Here is a 20,724-nt window from a genome sequence, read left to right as displayed (position 1 = left end):
ACTATGCCTTGCGGTAAGAAAAGAAAAAGACATAAGATCGCTACGCACAAGCGTAAGAAGAGACTTAGAAAAAACAGACACAAGAAGAAGTAATTAATTACTTCTTCTTTTTGAGTTTTTACAGTAAACGTTCATTCACATAAACAGAGACACGATTTGAGCACAGAATTATTAATCGATTCTGCTCAAAGCGGTAGTCGTATCGCCCTTTTGAAGGACAAGAGCTTGGTGGAGCTCCATGCAGATGGAGAAGACAACAAGTTCAAAGTAGGAGATATCTATCTCGGCACAGTACGTAAGATCGTCAATGGGCTCAATGCAGCCTTCATTGATGTGGGTTATGAAAAGGATGCCTTCCTGCATTATCAGGATCTAGGCCCCCAGATCAATAGCCTGAACAAGTTTACGAAACTAGCTAAGAATGGAAATCTCTCTGCTTACAATTTGAAAGGACTAGACCTTGAACCAGACATAGAAAAGCTTGGAAAAATTTCCAATGTCCTTCCTAAAAGCAATCAAATACTGGTACAAGTAGTCAAAGAACCAATCTCAACGAAAGGTCCTCGACTATCCTGTGAGCTCTCCATTGCCGGTCGATACCTGGTGCTGGTACCTTTTTCGAATACAGTCAATGTGTCCAAAAAGATACGAAGCGCAGATGAAAGGCGTAGGTTAGTGCGGCTAATCACTTCCATCAAACCTGCCAATTTTGGTGTGATCATCAGAACTGTGGCCGAAGGTCAGTCCGTAACGGAACTAGACAAAGACCTCAGAAACTTGGTGACCACGTGGGAAGATGGGATGAAAAAGCTACCCAAAGCTAAAGCCAAAGACAAGATAATAGGAGAAATGAGCATGGCGTCATCTATCATTAGAGACCTGCTCAACGAATCATTCGATGCAATCACAGTAGAGGATGAAATGATCTATGATCAGATCAGATCTTATATAAGATCGATTGCCCCTGAAAAAGAAAAAATTGTTAAGCTTTACAATGGTAAAGCTAAGCTCTTTGAAAATTTTGGAATAGAGAAGCAAATCAAAAGCTTGTTTGGACAGACAATCAGCCTACCACAAGGTGGTTATGTCATCATAGAGCATACTGAAGCACTCCATGTAGTGGATGTCAACAGTGGCAACAAGTCTAATCAAGAAAGCGACCAAGAGACAACGGCACTCAAAACCAACTTGGTAGCTGTAAAAGAAATTGCCAGACAATTGCGCCTCCGAGATATGGGAGGGATTATCGTCATTGACTTTATCGATATGAAAAAAGCTGATAACAAAAAGGCTGTTTTTGATGCGATGAAAGAAGAGATGAAATCTGATAGGTCTAAAAACACCGTGTTACCATTGACCAAATTCGGTCTAATGCAGATCACTAGACAACGTGTGAGACCTGAAGTCAATATAGTCACCAAAGAAACCTGTCCGGCATGTAACGGTACAGGCAAAATACAAGCTTCAATCCTTGTAGCCGACAAACTAGAGAAAGATCTAGAACATATGGCTACGATCCAAAATGTTTCGAAAATCCAAATTGGATTACATCCTTATTTGCATGCCTATTTTACAAATGGCATCATTTCACAAAGGATCAAATGGTTTTTCAAATATTTCAAATGGGTAAAACTGATCAAAGATTCTTCACTACCTGTGACGGAGTACAGATTCCTGGACGATTCAGGAGAAGAAATAGAACTAAATGTAAAAAGCGAGACTGAATAGTCTCGCTTTTTTCTTAAGTTTGGCTAATTTCTATTATAGAATAGGCTTGATAAAGTATGAACTGGGTAATTTTTAGTACTTCGTTGTTTTTGCTCCATGTTCACGAAGTCGGAGAAATTGATTTTGACTGAATCAGACCAGTTTATTGCTCTAAATTGGTTGATAAAGTCTTGGGTTGTTAACCTCTGATTTTTCTTTTTCTTATACCATTTAGGACGTGGTAATTCAGTTATTTTGGCTATTGACGCAGATAAGAGTAACATCGAATAAACAGCAGTAATAAATTGAGGTACTTTGCTACAGGGTTTTTCTTTTCTCACCTGGGCCTGGCCACATCCCATCAATGTCTTCTGATCTCTGAAATTCACTTCTATGCCCCAGCGCCATAGATATGCCTGAAGGATTTTTTCAAGCGATAGTTCTGTAGATGTACATATTAGGTATGCTGGATCCCTGTAAAGGAGCCTTGATTTTTTTGTAAGTCGATAACTTACTGGCCTTATGATAATCAGTCTTAAATTCATTGGTCCTGACTTTCTCCATCTCACCTGCTCAACTGTTTTGACATTAAAAGTGTGAACCTTCCCTGCAGCCCATGCTTTGACTTCTTTCCATTCATATTCATCTGACTGGCGGATCTGCTCGGGGGTTGGTAATTGTTTTCCATAAACAAGTTTTCTTCCTTTGCTTTGGGAGATTTCAGGTGATTCGTGGAGCTTGCAGTCCTTACGTATTCTACCAATTAGAACGACATTTTCATCTAGCTTTTTAAGAACAGCTTCATTGGTATAGCTGCCATCAACGCTAACAACCAGCGTTTTTTCGTTATGTCCGTCTTTGTCAAGATCCTTTCTCAGTTCAGAGATTCTCTGAGCTCCGATTACGCTGAGTTTCATTTTTTTCTGCGCTTCCCTGTACAGGTCGTGTTCTTCTTGGAGACTGTCTTTTTTGGGTTTGGAGACAGAGGGGCAGTGCTGAAGGTCCACAGGTATTGTGGTTGCCTGAACTTTATCCATTTTGGAACACAAGGAGAGAGATACCTCAATAAACCGCTGACCCCATACAAGATTGGTCTGGAAAGGAGGGCCAAGGGGGTCTCTCATCCATTTTGCCCCAGATACTTTTTTACCCCTTTTTCTCAACAGGGTATCATCCATATGGGCATAAATCTCCCTTTCGTCTGCCGAAATAGCATCCGCTACTGTCTTCCTGATCACCGAAAAAAGCTTGCTTGTATCCATCCTGTCGCCTTGAAAAAGCCGATAGGCTGCCGACCAGTCTTTGAAATGCTGCCCGGTAGCAGATATCATACCTGTAACGGTACTCCTTCCTACACAACCCAAAACACCTTCGGCAAGACCAAAGGCTCTTTTCCAGGTACGAGATTGCTTAAAGGCTCCTTTACATTGAGAAAAGATAGATTCAAAAACCTCTTTCAGGTTTTGTTGGGCAGTTTTTTTTTAAGGCCTTCGGTAGCCTTCTCACTTCGCTGAAGTACTAGTCTCTGGTGATCATCAATAATCCACTCGACTATTTCTCCCTGTTCAAATTCAATAGCCTGAGCCACTGCTGCGGGAAAGTTGATGTACCATTGTTCACTTTTCGCTCTCTTTATGAGCTGAATTTTAGTTGGATATCCCATATCTAGTCAAATAACTAGATATAAAAGTCTAAAAAAAAAGCCACAATTCCAAATTGTGACTCTTTTTTTTCTCCAAACTAGTAAATAGCCAAAGTCGAGTAAAAAGCGAGACTGAATAGTCTCGCTTTTTTTCGTTTAATGGCGCCTAATTTTGAGCAAAGATCTTTTTCCAAGAAGGGTGTATTGGTTATTTTTCGAAGATTACAGCTCATGTTTTTCAAACTCTTACAGATAAAATTTTAGTTTTATCATTAATTGTTTATCTTATGCATCATCTTTATTTAAAGTATGAAATTATATCACTTGACAAACAACACTCAAACCACCTACTAAATATCACTAAAAATGAGGTGTTTAGAGGTTGTGTTTTCCTCTCAAAAATTAAATAAACCTTACAGTAGTTAGCTATAGTTTTAGTCAATATTGAATTTTATGAAGCAGCACACGATTTTTGCCCTTTTATTATGTCTACATTTCTCGTGTAGTCAAAATACCAGTAATGATTATGTTCATGCAATTTCTTATAGTCTAGATACTTTAGTGATTGATTCCAAAGAAAGAAATCTCGATCTCTCCAGAAATATTACCAATGCTAGCGTGAATTTTGACAAAGACGCCATTTATTTGTTCAATAGATTTGATCATTCCATAGATGAGATCAATCTGGAAAGACTGGAGTTTGTACAAAGTATTCCATTTCAAAAAGAAGGACCTAACGGTACGAGTTATGTAAATTATATTTATGCGCTGGCAAATGACTTATTTTTTATCAAAGGATCAGTTCAATCAAGTGTTTTCAATATGGATGCTAAACTTCTCAAAAAAGCAGACTGGTCTAAAGTCAACGAAGGTGAAGATTTTCAGATGTTAAGGAATGAACTTACGTTAAGTTATAACGACTCTATGAAAGTTTTTGGCTTGTCCTATAAAGGTGATAGGAGTGTTAGCTTAGAAATTTTGTCAGTAAATGAACATACAAAAGAGACTGTTGAAATAGATTCTGAAGGGGTATATCAAAACAATATTTTGGAGTTTGATGATAATGGTCACTACTATTTTTTAGATCCCATGGTGTATCTTACTGCAGAAAATGGTTACGCCATCGTTAGCCATGACTTTTCCAATGAAATGTACATTTTTGATACTGGAGGAGAGCAAGTAAAAAAGGTCTCTTATGAACCTACATTAACTCCTAAAAGTGTCAAACAAATTGAGAAAGAAGAAATAGTCTCTGTAGAAATATTAAAAAAATTTTATCAGGGCTTTTTAGAACAGATAAAATTCAGTCCTCCAGTCTGGGATCAGGTAAATAAGAGGTATCTGCGTTTATCTGCCCAAAGAGTTTTTACTGATATTAAGCCAGAAAATGCATTTCTTCCCCAAGTTAAAGAAGTAAAAGTTTTTCTAACTGTTTTTGACGAAGACTTTAATTTAGTCTCAGAAGTAGAAGTTCCAGAACTTGATACAGAAAGCACAAAGTATTTCGCTAAGGAGGGGAAGCTATGGGTGTTTACTAATATGGATGATGAAATGGGATTTGTTAGGATAAGTATTAATAAATGATCATTAACTCAAAAATATTTTCCGCCAAGAAATTTCTTTAAGAAGTATATGATAAACATATCAAGAGTATTTATCCATAAATAATTACTAACTATGAGAAGGCTTTTGTTTTTAATATTGTTGCCAGGGGTAATCACATCCTGTGGTAGTAACCAAAGAAGTGAAAATCTTTTTGGAGGTGATGTTATGTACGATATTGTGAAGGTGGATTCCTTTGATATCCCCAGAGAAAATGCTGTCAGGATTCTTGATTTTAATGAATCGAAGAGAAATTATCTTGGCTATGATGTTATTAATGAAGAGTTTGTCGTTCTTGATTATCAAGGAAAGGAATTAAACAGCATCAAGCTTCAAGGAGAGGGGCCTGATGAGTACAATTCATTACTTACTGCTGCTTCCTTTAGTCAGGATGAAGAGGGTTATTTTCTTCAGAGTGCAGGAGAGTTGATAAAGTATGATACTGACTGGCATGTCATTGAAAGGATAAAATTTTCTCCCAAAATTTCTGTATTCTTATATTCTGGTCCTAGATTCAAAGTGCCTTACTTTATGGGTGAAAATGGCACTGATTTTTCTTTTTTTGCTAGCTTTTTTTCAGGTTTTAGCTTTCATCAGTTTGAAAAGAATGAAGTATTGCAAGAGCAAAAACTGTTAGAGTATTACAGCACTTCGGCTAAAGATTTAAAGTCGGATTTGAGCTTGGATATGGAGTATTTCAATGATTCAGAGCTTGAAGCTCAATACTTCAGACCAATTCAAATTTTTCACCTGGATCAAGAAGAGGGGTTACTATATTTGACATTTAAGAACAGTTCAATCTTGGGTATTTATGACATTTTCAATGGTTTTGAGCTGGTCAGTAAGATTTCTCTGGATCATGAATCTTTTCTTGCTTCAAATCAAGCTAGAAATGTTGGTGTGTACAAGCTAGATAAGCATACAATTGTTTTGGTTTACTTTATGGGGAAATCAGAAGGGGAAATTCAGAATCTAATGGATAGCAATCCTGATTATTTGGCTCATAAAGACCCAGCTTGCTACAGCATAATGGTTGTCTCCTTGGAAGGTCAAGAAAGGTTTGAAATAGCATTCCCAGAGGAAGCAGAGCCACATTCAGAGATTCTATCCTTCCGAGATGGTAAGCTGTTGATGAGAATACGAGAAAGTGTAGAGGTAGAGCAAGATTATTCCAGGTATGCTATTTATGAATTGAGAAGGCAGGAAGATTAATGAAAGATTATTTTAAAGTCAAAACATTCGATAGACTGATAAAAATGGAACAAAAAATAATAGGAAGTGAAAGTAAGCAAACCTGATGCAAGAGCAATTAGCGAAAAAGGTAGGGACAGAGAAAAGTTATATTTCAAAACTGGAAACTGGAAAAGGAAACAGGAATAGTTGTCAACATTGATTCGGATCCTTGAACAAGGATTAAATAGAAGAATTGGGTTAACCTTCTTATAATCAAGCTAAGCCCTATTTTTCACCCTAATCAACCCCTCATTCTGGTCTATATTTAACTTGCAAACTTTTCAAAAAATACCTCAAAACCTGGTCTTTGCAGGGGCGGAATTGGCTTTGAGTGGGTTTGCGGAATAGTGCGCTAAGCTCATGTTTGCTAAACCTAAAACCTATCAAGTCCAAAGCATCCAAGATATCTTCATCCTTCATATTCAGTGCAATTTTGAGTTTTCTGAATACCATATTGTTGTTCAGGCTCTTTTCTGGCTTTGGATCTTCTCCATCTTTCTTGCCACGATTTTTGACAATCAGTCCATTAAGAAATGACGCCAAATCTACATCATATATCGCCTTGAATGCGGGGTCATCATCTTTCTTGAGCCAATTGCTTACTGTTTCTCTGTTGACCTCTAGTGTTCCTTTCTTGAAAATGGAGATCATCTGTTCATCATTAAAGTTAAATGTGTACCGAAGGCTTCTGAGAATGTCGTTATTGTTCATATATGCTTTATTGATGCTGTTTGGGAATATTCAAGGTCACACTTTTGTCGTTTTACCTTTCTTACTCATTTTAAGTTATTTGACACTATAGCTCAGCCTCATGGTAATAGATGCGGTTTTTTCTTTGGAGCTGGTGTTGAGTGTACCTCCCCAAGAATAATCTTCGGCGGAGTTTTGGCCTGTGATTTGGAAGATTCCCATGTTGGCAGAGATGAGTTTTCCAAGTTTTGATCCAGAGTTTTCGGCTATTCTTTCGGCTCGAAGGCGTGCATCTTCAGTGGCTTTTGAGATCATTTCTATTTTCAGACTCTCTAGCTTGGTATAATAATATCTTGGTGGCTGAGAATAGAAGCGTACGCCCTGTAAAAGTAGCTCGGTGATTTCTCTAGATATCTGATCTACTTTTTCTACTTCTTTAGATTCTATTTGAAGAGATTGATTCAGTTCATACCCTAGGAATGTCTGACCCATGTAATTGCCGCTGCTGTTATAGTTTTGTTGATAGCGTGGGTTTGTATTTACTGCTTTAAAGATAATCTGTTCTGTGGGAATTCCTTTTTTTACCAAGTAATCTGTAACAGCTTTACGATCTTTTTCTAGGTCTGCGTAGGCATCTTTGATATCATAACTTTCCCTACTGAAGTTTCCCTCCCAGACGACTAAGTCTGAGGAGAAATTTTGTTCTCCTAATCCCGTCACATCGACTGTTCCTGATTTCTTATTTCTATTGATGATTGCATTGCCTAAAATGGCGGCTGCGACGATAATTGAAAGTGCAAAAATGGCTGCAGTAAGGTGCTTTTTCATGAGAATTTGTTTTAGATGCTGAGTAAGGATTTGCTATCCATTTTCTTGCCAGATTTTTGATATTAGCGTGAAGTTGCTTAATAGATCCTCATCTTGAAATCTGATTTGATAGAATTCTCTAAATTTATCAAATAACCATTGATTACTGCATATTTTAGCTCATCATCTTTTTGCAAAAAGAAGTTTGCTCCAGAGCCAAGTTCAAGGGATGAAGAAAGCTCTGATTTTTGATATAAGATTTGTACGGGGAGCTTGTGCAGCATGGATTCAGTTGGCACTTGATTTACGCTTACGGCAAAGTATCCGGCCCTCAACAGTTCAATTATTCTTTCTTCATTTATGCTATCGATATCTTCAAAAGTGTTTGGGAAAAGCTTTCCTTCTACTACTTTCATGCCTGCGGCATCTATTTCTTCATATCCAAAGAATACTGAAAGATCTCCTAAGTCATCTATTGTTCCATTGACAAAATAGTCCCCATTTGCCTCTACTTCTCTTCTTTTGATACCTAAGTCTGCTTGGTAAGGCAAGCCGTCATTTTCTAAGGTGATGTTTTTGATCAAAACATCCATTAATTTCAAGTCATTGTCAGGTATGGCATAGTAGTCTTTAATCTTGTACTGTTGATAAGCATCATCAGCAATCAAAACAAGTGCGTGAAGCATTGCTATAAAGTTCAATTTTCTTATTTGCTGTTTTTCGGGGTCATTTGGGTAGCCACCTGATTCTATAAGAATGGTGCTAGTACCCCATTTTTGAAAGTTATCTCCAAAAGCTCTAGGTTCAAAAGCATCATCATATTTACCCACTTGTCCAGGAATACTTAGTTGCAAGGCTTCATTCATGCCGATGATCACTTGCATGGCTTTTTTCCTGACATCATTGACTTCAGTTTCATAGTTGAATGCAGGCGCAAGTACGGAAATGGTGGCAGGTTTATTGGTTTGGCTGACATTATAGTAGGTTTGCTGATCGTGAAGGTTGAATCCAAATGTTGGCTCGAATGATTCCCGTGCCTCTTTTAGTATCTTGGCTTCTGGAGAAGTCAAGGCTATAGCGTCCCTATTGAGGTCTATGGAGAGTGCGTTTCTTCTCGTCCATAAATCCATTCCGTCTGGATTTACCATTGGGATGATTCGAATTTGGAGGTTCTGGAGAATCTTATTCCTGATATTATCAAAATCATCAGCTGAACCTTCCAAGAAGTTCATCAAATCAAACAAAGCCATGGTAGCCGTGCTTTCATTTCCATGCATCTGTGACCAGAGCATTACTTTGGTGGATCCTTTTCCAGTGGTCATTTGATACACAGGCCTGTTTTGAACAGACTTGCCTATTTCTATGGTTTCGAATGTGCCTTTTCTATCATTTACTAAGTGTATGACTTCATCGTATTTGAATCTGCGCTTATTAATGCTAGTCTCCTTAAAATTATCGTATGCTTCATGATATGCATTGAGGTCAACGGGAGCTTTATTAACATTTTCAGTTTGACAAGAAGAGACTAAAAATAGCAGGAGCAAATAGCGTGAGGTTAGGGTTTTATTCATGTTGAAAGGGGCAAGAATTTTATTAAAATGTAAACTTAGGCAAAAAAATACATTTACTTTTGTTCCAAACCCTATCAAATATGAAACTTAGCTATTTTGTCAAAGACCTCGTTCTCAAACACACCTTTACTATTGCTCATCAAAGTCGAGATATACAAGATACCGTAATAGTCATGTTGGAAGATGGAGGATTTATGGGTCTTGGAGAGACTACTACCAATCCATTTTATGGAATGACTCAAGAAAATATTTGCTCATCATTAGAGGCTTCCAAGGATTTGGTTTTGTCTGGGAACTGGGAAAGTCCTGAGGAGTTATGGGAGCTATGTAAGGGGGTTTTCGAAAATAACCCATTTGCACAATGTGCACTCGATATGGCTGCCTGGGATCTTTATTCTAAGAAGAAGGGAATGAAGCTTTATGAGTTTCTCAAGCTAAACCCAAAGAATATTCCATTGACTAACTTCACTATTGGTATAGACACTGTCGAAAAAATGGTAGCGAAGATGAAAGAGGTAGACTGGCCACTTTATAAGATCAAATTGGGGACGGATCATGACTTAGAGATCATCAAAGAGCTCAGAAAGCATACAAATGCTATTTTCCGAATAGACGCCAACTGTGCTTGGACAGCTGAACAGGCTATTTTGTTCTCAGAAGAATTGAAAATGCTCAACGTTGAATTTATGGAGCAACCACTCGGGAAAGACGACTTGGAAGGAATGAAGGAGGTGTTTAAATACAGCAAGCTACCAGTGATAGCTGACGAAAGCTGCATTGTAGCGTCAGATGTAAAGAAATGTCACGGTCTTTTCCACGGTATCAATGTCAAACTGGTAAAGGCAGGTGGCATCACTCCTGGTTTGAGGATGATTGCTGAGGCCAAAAGTCTGGGAATGAAGACTATGGTTGGTTGCATGACGGAATCTTCTGTTGGAATCACTGCCATAGCTCATATAGCGGCTTTGCTAGATTATGTAGATATGGATGGGGCTATGCTTTTGAAGGATGATATAGCACGTGGGGTTGTGATCACTTCGAATTCGATTACTTTTCCAGAGGGAAATGGGATAGGTGCAGAACTGGTACATTGAGATTTTCAGGAGCACGCAAATCAAGCTGGATCATTGAATAAACTAGCTCCTGTCTAAAAAGACTATACTCATTAACGTTAAACAGGGTATTCATCAAAATTTCAAGAATTTATTCTCTAGTTAGGTTTTCAGCGCGCCCTATTTAAACTAGTTGATCAAGAACAATAGGATTTATTTACTATGAAGCTCTTCCAAAAAGAAATAAAGCTAAAAAGTTACCCTAGGGGTTATCATTTGATTACTGATGTGATTGAAAACCAATTTCCTGAATTCAAGCAGGTTCATCAAGGGGTGTTACAGATTTTTATCAAACATACCTCAGCAGGATTGACGATCAACGAAAATGCAGATCCTACCGTAAGAAAGGACTTTGAAACCTTTGTTGATGAGCTAGTTCCAGAAAGTTATCCACGATTTATCCACACGTATGAGGGTCCAGATGATATGCCTGCGCACTTGAAAAGCAGTTTTTTGGGAAATAGTCTTCAAATACCTATAACTGGTGGAAAACTTAACCTCGGAATTTGGCAAGGAATTTATCTTTGTGAATTTAGAGATTTTGGTGGATCTAGAGGGCTGGTTTTGACTGCTTTTGGTGTATGATAAATTTGAATTGGAGATAATCATTTTTAGAAACATACAAAGTTTTGTTAGCTAAAAAGTAAACTTTTCATTACCGATACTGAAATGAGTTTGGCAAATCATGAGGAGTAGAAAAAATATGGCTCCGATTTATCAATCCAGCAATAAGGTAAAAAGATTTTTTGTCCAAAGGAATTAGTGTAAATATCGGATAGAATAAAAAAACATGTTTCCGATTTTAATGAAAAAGTAATACCTTTGAGGTATGAAATTTGAATTTAATATAGGGCAATTGAGTGAAAACACCACGCAACTCATGCAGTCTGTGCACAAGAAAAAGCTAAGATTGGATGAGTTTCGCCCTATTCCCTATGCCATATTGAGCAATATTAGAGAGAACCTGAATGTAGAGTGGACCTATAACTCCAACCATATTGAAGGAAATACACTTACATTGCAAGAGACCCGTATGGTGCTTGAAGATGGGGTTACTGTAGGTGGAAAATCCTTAAATGAGCATTTGGAAATTGTAAATCACAGAGAAGCCATAGATTATGTTCAGTCTTTGGTGTCACCAGATTATAGACTTACAGAAAGAGACTTGTTGGATGTGCACGAAATAGTGCTCAATAAGATCCAAAAGGATTTTGCTGGAAGATTTCGAACAGCTGGTGTACGTATTGGAGGAGCTAATTTTATACCGGCCAATGCGCATAAAGTACCAGACCTTATTTCTGAACTAATTTATTGGGAAAATAACAGTACGTTAGATATCCTCGAAAAGGTCACCTTGTTTCATCATCGTTTTGTATGGGTTCATCCCTTTTTTGACGGTAATGGACGTACGGTTAGGCTACTTATGAATTTACTGCTTATGAAGGAAGGTTTTCCTCCAGCTATTATTTTAGGAGTGGATAGAAAGCGATATTATCAAGCGCTGAATTTGGCTAACAATGGCAATTTTGATAAATTATTGTTTCTTATTGTTCAAGCTGTTGATAGGTCGCTGACCATCTATCTCAACAGCTTGGAGGATACCACTGGTGATTTTGATGCAATTTCGAATATCGTCAAAGAGCCTGATGTTCCATATGGTCAAGAGTACATCAGTTTGTTGGCGCGACAAGGAAAAATAGAAGCATACAAAGAAGGTCGTGTGTGGTACACATCCAAAAAATCAGTTGAAAGTTACCTTCAAGGGAAGAAAGGGAAGAAATCTTGATTCTTCCCTTTATTTGTATTAATCCTCCCAGCCCCAAGGTGTAGGAGGTGTCTCTACCTCTTTGGTAAGGTCAAATTTGACATTGATAGCAGTGTCATTGTTGATCCTTCTTAAATTATAAGTGAATGAGGTTTCATCTAAAGTGATCCACCATACATTAGTCGCTGCATAAGGAATCAAGTCAGTAGTTTCCTGGTCAGCAGGGAAGAACTGAATTTTTGACATTCCTGAATTTGAACTCGTTCCTCCATATTGAGTAATCCTATCTTCGCTTCCGTCTTCATGGCGGTGGTCATGTTTTAGCTTTATCATGCCCCCTTCTTCCATGGTCAGTACCCAGGTTCTGGAGTGATCATCTCCAACGTGGAAAGGGATAGTTATCTTTCCATCTTCACAAGTTCTTACATGCATCACTAATTTTTTACCATAAAATTGATCCTTTTCAGAAGCATTGAGCATTTCTCCTTCAAATGACTTTCCGCACAATTTGCTTAGGTTTTCCCAGAAAGCAGTTGATCCAGGTTCCTGATTGGTCTGATCTCTTTGTGCATAGGTGTATATTGTAATGAAAAGAAGGATAATAAGCAATGTTGATTTTTTCATGATTTAAGTTTTGAGCAATTAAATTGAATAAAATTATTTAGATGGAATCTTCATTTATAGCATTTTCACAACAATTAAAGAATAAATTCTTGAATAGCCCAAACACTTTAATTAAACAAGCTGTTTTTTGAGAGTGAAGCGATACAAAAGAGTTTTAGTTTGGTTTAGAAATGATCTGAGGATACATGATCATGAAGCGTTATGCGTAGCTTTAGAACGCTCGGAAGAAATTGTACCTGTTTATTGCTTTGATCCTAGATTTTTTGTCGATACAGAAATTGGGGTTCCAAGGACAGCGCCTTTTCGTTCGCAGTTTTTGTTAGCGTCAGTATTTGATCTTCAGATGCAGATTCAAGCTAAAGGAGGGAATTTGTATATGACAGATGGTTTACCAGAGGAAGTAATCCCTGAGCTTGCGCTAAAATACAATGTCGAACATGTTTTCTTTTCAGAAGAGATCACTTTTGAAGAAAAGCAGGTAGAAAATGCCCTCGAACAAAACTTATGGAAAGCAGGTATCAAAACTGCTAGTTTTTGGCAAAGCACCTTATTTCATCTTGAGGATTTGCCTTTTCCTGTCGCTCATACGCCAGAAGTTTTTACAAAATTCCGAAAGGAATGTGAAAAATTCGTAGATGTAAGGCCATCTTTTCCAGAGCCAATAGCGATTCCTGTTCCATCAGCTGTATTTGATGAATCTTTTCAAATGCCAGAATGGTTGAAAGTTGAGGCAATAGTAGATGAAAGGTGTGCAATTCGATTCCAAGGAGGGGAAGTGGCGGGGAAAAAGAGAGTCCAAGAATATATTTGGAATAGAGATCGGTTAAAAAATTATAAAGACACTAGGAATGGTTTGCTTGGAGAAGATTACAGTAGTAAGTTCTCTCCTTGGCTTGCTCTTGGATGTATTTCTCCTAGGTATATTTATGAGGAAGTTAAAGCTTATGAAGACAAGCGTGTGAAAAATCAATCTACCTACTGGCTGATATTTGAGTTGATTTGGAGAGATTATTTTAAGTTCATTGCCAAAAAACATGGTGCAAAGATTTTTCAACTTGAAGGAATAAAGTCAAAATCAGAGAAGTGGAATCGTGATAGAGACTTATTTGATAAATGGGCAAGTGGTCTTACAGGGATTCCATTCATCGATGCTAATATGAGAGAATTGAATACAACGGGATTTATGTCTAATAGAGGTAGGCAACTTGTGGCTTCATTTCTTGTGAATGACTTGGGCCTAGATTGGAGATGGGGTGCTTTATACTTTGAAAGTTTGCTGGTAGACTACGATGTATGCTCCAATTGGTGCAATTGGCTCTATGTCGCAGGGGTTGGTAATGACCCTCGAGAAAATCGCTATTTCAATATTCCAAACCAAGCTCAAAGGTATGATGGTGAAGGAGCTTATATCAGGCACTGGATCGAAGAATTACAGGAAGTGAAGGGATTTGCAGCTCATCATCCCTTTTTATTGCCAAAATCTGAGCAACAAAAATTGGGTATAGGTGATAAGTACCCATACCCAATCAAAGATTTGTCTTGGTGATCCTAACTGCAATATTAGCCGTTAGACTTAAATAGTTAACAAAACCGAAAGGAATTATCTATACAAATGCAAAGAACACTAACCAAGTGATAAACAAAATGGGCAATAAAATTGGTATAGAGAACCTTATGATATAGCCAAAGAATGAAGGCATTTTGATGCCACTTTGCTCAGCAATAGATTTTACCATGAAGTTTGGTCCATTACCAATGTATGTCATGGCTCCAAAAAATACCGCAGCTATAGATATAGCCATCAATTCGAAAGCGGAGTCGTGGTATCCATCCATAGCAAATGTCTTGACCATTGCGACATTACTGATTTCAGCACCTTGAGAGGCCATTGCCGCTGCGAGGAAGTTCAGGTAAGTTGGTGCATTGTCCAAGAATCCAGATAGAAGGCCTGTTCCCCAGTAAAGGGTATTATGTGTAATAAGTTCTGCACCTTCAGGAGATTTTGCAAAGTTCCCCACCAGCTCTAGTGCTGGCATCATCGTTCCAAAGATACCGATAAAGATGAATGCTACTTCTCTGATTGGTTCGAAGTTAAACTCATTTCCTTTGATTGCTTTTTGATCTGCAAATCGATAAGAAAGATAAGCTACAGATAGCATGATGATCTCTCTCAAGAAAGAGAATTTTTGCCCATCGTATCGTATAGCAGGTACCCAATCAATTACATTTGGATCTAAAAATACGGAGCCAATAACGATTGCTAACCAACCAAAATTCTTTGCACCAATCAATCCAAATTTATTGGTATATACTACTTCTTCTATTTCTTCTTCCTTAGCCTTTCCGTATTTTCTATCTATGAAGTAGAAAATAATCGCTAATACGGCTAGTGCCAAAATCCACGCAGGCCAGTTGTGTTCCAGCGTCCAGAAGAAAGGAATACCTTTCAAAAACCCAAGGAATAGAGGAGGGTCACCAATAGGTGTCAATGAGCCACCAATGTTACTTACCATGAAAATGAAAAAGATGATATGATAAGCTTGAATATTTCCTCTATTGAGTCTGATAAAAGGTCTGATCAAAAGCATGGATGCTCCAGTAGTGCCAATCAGATTGGAGATTACTGCTCCGATAAGTAGTAAGCTAACGTTTGCCAATGGGGTAGATTTCTTATCTATTTCGATAAGAATACCACCAGAAGCTATGTATAAAGAAGCTAACAATGCTATGAACTGGACATATTCCGCTAGTGCATGGACTGGGCCATGTGCATTGCCTAATACAAACAAATAATAGCAGACGACAATCATCGCTAAGCCCACAGCAACTTTTGGATAATTGTGATGCCAGAAATGCTCATAAAACAATGGTCCTGTTGCAATCATCAAAAGTAGCATCACAAAAGGTATAACTAACCACATGGGCGCATCGTGATGTATATCATTGACATCATCATGAATATGAGCCGCTACACTCGTGATGGGGTCGGTAGCATCTATGCTATCTTTTTGCTCAGTTTGAGGAGAGGCATGTGCTTGAGCCTCTGAAAAAGGTATGGCAAATAAAACCCCAGAAATCAGGATAATTGCCGCAATAAAATTCTTCATTCAAATAATATTAAAGGGTAAATCGAAAGATTAGCCTAGTTTTCAGCTTTTTTTTATCTCTATCGGTTATGTTTTTTTAGAGATATGGTTTTGCTAAACTACTTATTTTGAATGAAAACCACTAGTGAAATTAAATCAGCCAGCAGCAAATAATTTTGATCTTTGCTTACTGGCTGATGATTGGTGAAATTATTATACGAGTTGTTTAAGTGCAATTTCAAAAGATGATTGCGCTATCTTAGTTTTAGCTGGATTTGCCACAAATGTTTTTTTCATCGCTTTGGAGATAGTTTTGCTGACATCTTTGAATATTGCATCATCTGTCAATTCTGCGGTGTCGGACATGAGATAGGCAAAGACCCTAGCCATACCGCAATTTGCTATAAAATCTGGAATCACTGATACTTGCTCATCAGCCCATAAGCCTGTAGGGCCAAAGAAAATCTCTGGATCAGCAAATGGCACATTAGCTCCGCATGAAATAACTTCCAAACCTGCATTTACCATGCGCTCAGCTTGATCCTTTGTGACTAGCCTCGAGGCTGCTGCAGGGATAAAAATCTCCGATTTCAAATTCCATATTTTAGAATTGATCTCATCAAACGGGATCATGTTTGGTGCTACCAGCTTATTGCCATGTCTGCTGATGAAAAGCTCTCTGATCTGGTCAAGTGAAAAACCTTCTTGATTTATCAATCCCCCATCTCTATCGATTATTCCTACGATTTTTACTCCTTCTACTGCGAGAAAGCATGCCGCAGCAGCACCTACGTTTCCCCATCCTTGGATGACTGCCCTTTTACCTTTGAGTTGACCACCCCAGATTTTGTAGTAATGTCTTACCGCTTCTGCTACACCGAAGCCTGTGATCATGTCAGCGACAGTGTATTTTTTAGGGCCATTTGGGGTATAGTGAGGATCTTCCAACACCTTGGAGACTCCTTGACGTAGCTGTCCTATTTTTCTGATTTTCTGTGGCTCTGAAGCATGAAAGTGTCCATTGACCACACCTTCCTGTGGATGCCACAAGCCGTAAGATTCAGTAATAGGGATGACCTCATGGATCTCATCTACATTGAGGTCTCCACCAGTGCCATAGTAATTCTTCAAAAGCGGCATCACAGCGGCGTACCAGCGCTTAAGCACTTCAGGTTTTCTAGGATCATTTGGGTCAAAGTTGATGCCTGATTTTGCACCGCCAATTTCTGGACCAGAGACGGTGAATTTCACTTCCATCGTTTTGGCAAGAGACTCTACTTCTCTTTTGTCAAGTCCTTTACGCATTCGGGTACCTCCTCCAGCTGCTCCACCTCTGAGTGAGTTGATCACTACCCAGCCCTCTGCTTCAGTTTCGCTGTCACTCCATTCAAATACAATCTCAGGTTGTTTGTTCTCAAATCTTTTGAGTAACTCTTTCATATCTCTAATATTTGGGTTTTTATGCAAACAAAAATAGGAATATTTCGGAGATAAGTATTGCGTTTGTGGGGATATGAAATTTTATAACTGACCCTTAATTTCTCTTTACATGCAAAAATACTTAAGCTTTAAGAATACCTGAATCCATCACACATGGCTTGGATATAGAATACTTGGATATTCGTATCTTTGAAGTTAGACGTAAAATTTACTTTTACATACCTATTACCATTCCCCCACAGCTATCTTTATTAGCTCCAGTGACTGATGCTAGGCAATTTGTCTCATTTCTAAGTCGGAGAACGCCAAGAAAAGCAAAAAGTAAAGCTTCTTTGAAGTTTATGATGGTTGGTTCAGCATCAGGGATATGAATTTGTCCTTCAAAAGCTTTTCTTAAAGTCTCTATAAAGTACTCATTGTAGGCCCCTCCACCTGTGATTAGCATGTTTCCAGTGTAGTTGGAGATAGATTTTTTAACCTGAAACACATAGTGAGTTACTAATGTGTGAAGCTTGTCTTCAACCTTATTTTGCTCATTCCTATCCAATATTTCAAAGTATATATCCAAGTCTTCACGGCCCAGAGATTTAGCGTCTTTTTGTCGATAATAAGGAAGTGCGTTGAGTTCAGCGAGTATTTCTGGTATTATAATCCCAGATTTGGCAATTTCTCCACCGTTATCGTATGGCAAATTGAGTTGATTGGCATAGTGATTTAGGAGGATGTTGAAAGGACAAATGTCAAATGCTTTTCTTCTGCCATCTATATCCATGCTGATGTTGGCGATGCCGCCTAAGTTCAGGCAGTAGGAAAAGGAAGGGAAAAGCAGCTGATCACCTATTGGAACTAACGGAGCGCCTTGACCACCGAGCTGTACATCGAGCATTCGAAAATCATTAATCACAGGTTTATCACTTGCCACATGTAATGCCCATGCGTTTCCGATCTGAAGGGTGAGCTTTTGTTGTGGTTGATGAAAAATAGTATGTCCATGAGAAGCAATTGCGTCTACTTGAATTTGATGAAGGTTGATGAAGGTTTTTACTTGATCACCCATCCATTTTCCAAATTCAACATCTAGCAAGTGTAAATCCAGACCAGACATGAGGTGAGCTCTTTTCAGTTTAACTTCCAAATCCATCGGAAAGGTGACTGTATCTGCCTCTAGGATTTGAAAACCCCACCCATCATTATGGTCAAATCTACAATAGGCAATGTCAAGTCCATCGCAAGATGTGCCAGACATAAGTCCGATGATATGATAAGTTTGTGACATGTGCTTGGTTAATTTATGTTAAATATGCAGGCATAAAGTTAAAAATATTCCTTTCAAATCATGGCTGCATCGAAAATGACTAATTTAGCCGAGTTGATTGATGAGTCAATTTGAACACAATCAAATAAGTAGAAGCAAATAAATTCAACAAACGGCTTAAGTTCAAAGTGAAAAGATTAATCGTAGATATTGGCAATTCGAGGATCAAGTCGGCTGTTTTTGATGAGAATAATTCTCCAGAAGCCCGAAATTTTGAAAGATTGGAGGATTTGGCAGCATACGCAAACAAGCTTAATTTTGACGCGTGCTTAGTGAGTTCAGTAAATCAGGATAATGAATTGCTTAAGGAGATTTTGGCATTTGAATATTTGTATTTGACAAAAGATACTCCATTACCCATCGCAAATGGCTATGAATCTCCAGAGACCCTAGGAGTGGATAGAAAAGCTGCCGTGGTCGGTGCCAGGGCCAATTTCCCCATAGGGAATCTATTGGCTATTGACTTAGGTACATGCATTACTTTTGATTTCTTGGACGATCAAAATGTATATCAAGGTGGAGGGATTTCTCCAGGCATGAGCATGAGATTCCGAGCCATGCACCAGCAAACAGCTCGACTTCCTTTAGTGAATTTTCCAAATTTGGAACAAATTCAATTGATTGGTAAGCATACTGAAGGATGCATGCAGAGCGGAGTTTATCACGGTATTCGATTCGAAATCGAAGGTTTTGTGGATGCATTAAAGCAGCAACATCAAGATTTAAAGGTCATTATTTGCGGAGGAGACTCAATTTACTTTGAAACTTTAACAAAAGACCACATATTTGTAATCCCCAATTTGGTACTATACGGATTGGATAGAATATTAACATACAATGTCAATAAAAAATAGACTGCGATTACTCGGCACTATTGGTGTCTTTTTCATATTTTCCAACGCTTTTTCTCAGACAAGTGCTTCTACGTATAGTGCCTTAGGTCTAGGAGAATTCAGTTACGGTGGACTTACGCATAATCAAGCTATGGGAGGACTTGGAGTCAGTTACGGGACTGGCTATGCCATCAACAATGTAAACCCAGCTCTTTCTACGAGAAATACAGCATTTAATTTTCAAGCTGCCTTGAATTACAGATCCATCGAAGCTTCAAGTAGTACAGAAAATGAATCACTCTCAAGTGGGGGACTTTCTTATTTGGCTATGTCCCTGCCTTTCAAGCCGAATAAGTTCACCATGGGGATGGGGATAAACCAGCTTTCTAGCGTGAATTATAACATCATCGTAAATAGTGATGTTACCAATTCAAACCTGAATGCGATCAATCAGATCCGTGGAGATGGAGGTATCACTGAAGGCTACATTTCGGCTGGTTATGTTTTGGCCAAAAACTTAAGCATTGGTCTTCATGGCTCGTATTTGTTTGGCTCAACCATCAGAACCAATCAATTGACGCTAAGAGATACCGCAAGTGCAGTAGTGGGAGCTACATCAGAATATTATGAAAGATTAACAGTATCGGACGTTTCTTTTAAAGCAGGAGCACATTACTTTTTCAGATCAGGAAAACAAAGTAATATCCATTTTGGTGCCTTCTATCATTCATTTGGAGACATTAAAGGAAAACAATTTGCCAAAGTTGCAGATTTGGGCGAAGCTAGCGATCCAGATTCACCAGGTGATATCATCTCTAATAATGATCCTGGAACCATTTTCTTGCCAAATAGGATGGGATATGGTGTGTCTTTTGAAAAAATCAATAAGTTTGTAGTTGGTCTAGAAGCGCAGTACCAGGACTTCAGTCAATACAGGAATTTTTCTGGAGAATTTGGGGAATTAGGGGAGAGTTTTAAAATTGGCCTAGGGGCTCAGTTTACTCCAGATGTCTTCTCTATGGACAATATTTTCAAAAGAGGAACTTACAGAGCGGGGGTAGAATATATTCAAACTCCCTATGTAGTTAACCAATCACAGATCACAGATATTGGCATTAATTTTGGAGGATCGATACCAGTAAACTCTCTGTCATTGGTGAACGTGGCTTTGAAAGTTGGTACTCGAGGATCAACTGGAGACGGTCTCATTAGAGAAAACTACTTCAACGTTAGTTTTGGATTTTCTCTCAACGATAACACGTGGTTTTATAAACGAACATTTGAATAAACAAAACAC

At 38.3% G+C, this 20,724-nt stretch carries 19 protein-coding genes; 10 read left to right on the top strand and 9 right to left on the bottom strand.

What is annotated here, in order from left to right:
* Nucleotides 1–156 precede the first annotated feature (156 nt).
* The gene (locus MM239_RS00290; protein WP_241345760.1) at nt 157–1,728 is read left to right on the top strand and encodes an Rne/Rng family ribonuclease; all 1,572 of its coding nucleotides are present in this window, start codon (nt 157–159) and stop codon (nt 1,726–1,728) included.
* 23 nt (nt 1,729–1,751) lie between these two features.
* Here the strand turns inward: MM239_RS00290 and MM239_RS00285 are convergent, their stop codons facing one another.
* Both MM239_RS00285 and MM239_RS00280 read right to left on the bottom strand, forming a co-directional pair.
* Complete coding sequence (locus MM239_RS00285; protein WP_317235592.1) at nt 1,752–3,146, bottom strand: IS701 family transposase; 1,395 nt, start codon at nt 3,144–3,146, stop codon at nt 1,752–1,754.
* Between the two features lie 17 nt (nt 3,147–3,163).
* Entirely contained in the window at nt 3,164–3,370 is a 207-nt protein-coding gene (locus MM239_RS00280) for a hypothetical protein (protein WP_241297731.1), read from the bottom strand.
* Nucleotides 3,371–3,802: 432 nt separating this feature from the next.
* On the opposite strand from MM239_RS00280, the gene MM239_RS00275 reads away from it, so the two are divergent.
* The 3 genes from MM239_RS00275 (at nt 3,803) to MM239_RS21125 (ending at nt 6,344) form a co-directional block, all read left to right on the top strand.
* Nucleotides 3,803–4,933 (top strand): DUF4221 family protein, encoded by a 1,131-nt coding sequence (locus MM239_RS00275; RefSeq protein ID WP_241345758.1) that lies wholly within the window; start codon nt 3,803–3,805, stop codon nt 4,931–4,933.
* Nucleotides 4,934–5,026: 93 nt separating this feature from the next.
* Nucleotides 5,027–6,163: a hypothetical protein gene (locus MM239_RS00270; protein WP_241345757.1), complete on the top strand. Its 1,137-nt coding sequence runs from the start codon at nt 5,027–5,029 to the stop codon at nt 6,161–6,163.
* Between the two features lie 85 nt (nt 6,164–6,248).
* Complete coding sequence (locus MM239_RS21125) at nt 6,249–6,344, top strand: helix-turn-helix domain-containing protein (RefSeq protein WP_394801469.1); 96 nt, start codon at nt 6,249–6,251, stop codon at nt 6,342–6,344.
* A gap of 89 nt (nt 6,345–6,433) precedes the next feature.
* Here MM239_RS21125 and MM239_RS00265 read toward each other — a convergent pair whose 3' ends face one another.
* The 3 genes from MM239_RS00265 to MM239_RS00255 form a co-directional block, all read right to left on the bottom strand.
* A complete protein-coding gene (locus MM239_RS00265; protein ID WP_241345756.1) occupies nt 6,434–6,895 on the bottom strand; it encodes a YehS family protein in 462 nt (153 codons plus the stop codon).
* Between the two features lie 75 nt (nt 6,896–6,970).
* A complete protein-coding gene (locus MM239_RS00260; RefSeq protein WP_241345755.1) occupies nt 6,971–7,702 on the bottom strand; it encodes an SIMPL domain-containing protein in 732 nt (243 codons plus the stop codon).
* A 77-nt stretch (nt 7,703–7,779) separates the two neighbouring features.
* The gene (locus MM239_RS00255; protein ID WP_241345754.1) at nt 7,780–9,252 is read right to left on the bottom strand and encodes a M14 family metallopeptidase; all 1,473 of its coding nucleotides are present in this window, start codon (nt 9,250–9,252) and stop codon (nt 7,780–7,782) included.
* A gap of 80 nt (nt 9,253–9,332) precedes the next feature.
* On the opposite strand from MM239_RS00255, the gene MM239_RS00250 reads away from it, so the two are divergent.
* From MM239_RS00250 to MM239_RS00240, 3 genes are all read left to right on the top strand, one after another.
* Nucleotides 9,333–10,346, top strand: coding sequence for a dipeptide epimerase (locus MM239_RS00250; protein WP_241345753.1), 1,014 nt, complete (start codon nt 9,333–9,335; stop codon nt 10,344–10,346).
* A gap of 180 nt (nt 10,347–10,526) precedes the next feature.
* Nucleotides 10,527–10,949, top strand: coding sequence for a secondary thiamine-phosphate synthase enzyme YjbQ (locus tag MM239_RS00245; protein WP_241345752.1), 423 nt, complete (start codon nt 10,527–10,529; stop codon nt 10,947–10,949).
* Between the two features lie 244 nt (nt 10,950–11,193).
* Nucleotides 11,194–12,150, top strand: a complete 957-nt coding sequence (locus MM239_RS00240; protein WP_241345751.1) for a Fic family protein — start codon at nt 11,194–11,196, stop codon at nt 12,148–12,150.
* Nucleotides 12,151–12,168: 18 nt separating this feature from the next.
* On the opposite strand, the gene MM239_RS00235 is transcribed toward MM239_RS00240, so the two are convergent.
* Nucleotides 12,169–12,753, bottom strand: a complete 585-nt coding sequence (locus MM239_RS00235) for a hypothetical protein (protein ID WP_241345750.1) — start codon at nt 12,751–12,753, stop codon at nt 12,169–12,171.
* Between the two features lie 133 nt (nt 12,754–12,886).
* Between MM239_RS00235 and MM239_RS00230 the strand changes: the two genes are divergently transcribed.
* Nucleotides 12,887–14,299 (top strand): DASH family cryptochrome, encoded by a 1,413-nt coding sequence (locus MM239_RS00230; protein WP_241345749.1) that lies wholly within the window; start codon nt 12,887–12,889, stop codon nt 14,297–14,299.
* 58 nt (nt 14,300–14,357) lie between these two features.
* Here the strand turns inward: MM239_RS00230 and MM239_RS00225 are convergent, their stop codons facing one another.
* From MM239_RS00225 to MM239_RS00215, 3 genes are all read right to left on the bottom strand, one after another.
* Nucleotides 14,358–15,860 (bottom strand): sodium:proton antiporter, encoded by a 1,503-nt coding sequence (locus tag MM239_RS00225; RefSeq protein WP_241345748.1) that lies wholly within the window; start codon nt 15,858–15,860, stop codon nt 14,358–14,360.
* A gap of 192 nt (nt 15,861–16,052) precedes the next feature.
* The gene (locus MM239_RS00220) at nt 16,053–17,279 is read right to left on the bottom strand and encodes a Glu/Leu/Phe/Val dehydrogenase dimerization domain-containing protein (RefSeq protein ID WP_241345747.1); all 1,227 of its coding nucleotides are present in this window, start codon (nt 17,277–17,279) and stop codon (nt 16,053–16,055) included.
* A 214-nt stretch (nt 17,280–17,493) separates the two neighbouring features.
* Complete coding sequence (locus MM239_RS00215; RefSeq protein ID WP_241345746.1) at nt 17,494–18,555, bottom strand: anhydro-N-acetylmuramic acid kinase; 1,062 nt, start codon at nt 18,553–18,555, stop codon at nt 17,494–17,496.
* A 167-nt stretch (nt 18,556–18,722) separates the two neighbouring features.
* On the opposite strand from MM239_RS00215, the gene MM239_RS00210 reads away from it, so the two are divergent.
* Nucleotides 18,723–19,448, top strand: coding sequence for a type III pantothenate kinase (locus MM239_RS00210; RefSeq protein WP_241345745.1), 726 nt, complete (start codon nt 18,723–18,725; stop codon nt 19,446–19,448).
* A complete protein-coding gene (locus tag MM239_RS00205) occupies nt 19,432–20,715 on the top strand; it encodes a hypothetical protein (RefSeq protein WP_241345744.1) in 1,284 nt (427 codons plus the stop codon). Before MM239_RS00210 ends, MM239_RS00205 begins: the two co-directional genes overlap by 17 nt.
* The last annotated feature ends 9 nt before the right edge of the window (nt 20,716–20,724 follow it).

Source organism: Belliella filtrata (assembly GCF_022549775.1).
GTDB lineage: Bacteria > Bacteroidota > Bacteroidia > Cytophagales > Cyclobacteriaceae > Belliella > Belliella filtrata.
Note: the sequence above shows the minus strand (reverse complement) of the source record. Positions and strands in the feature narration are given on the sequence as shown.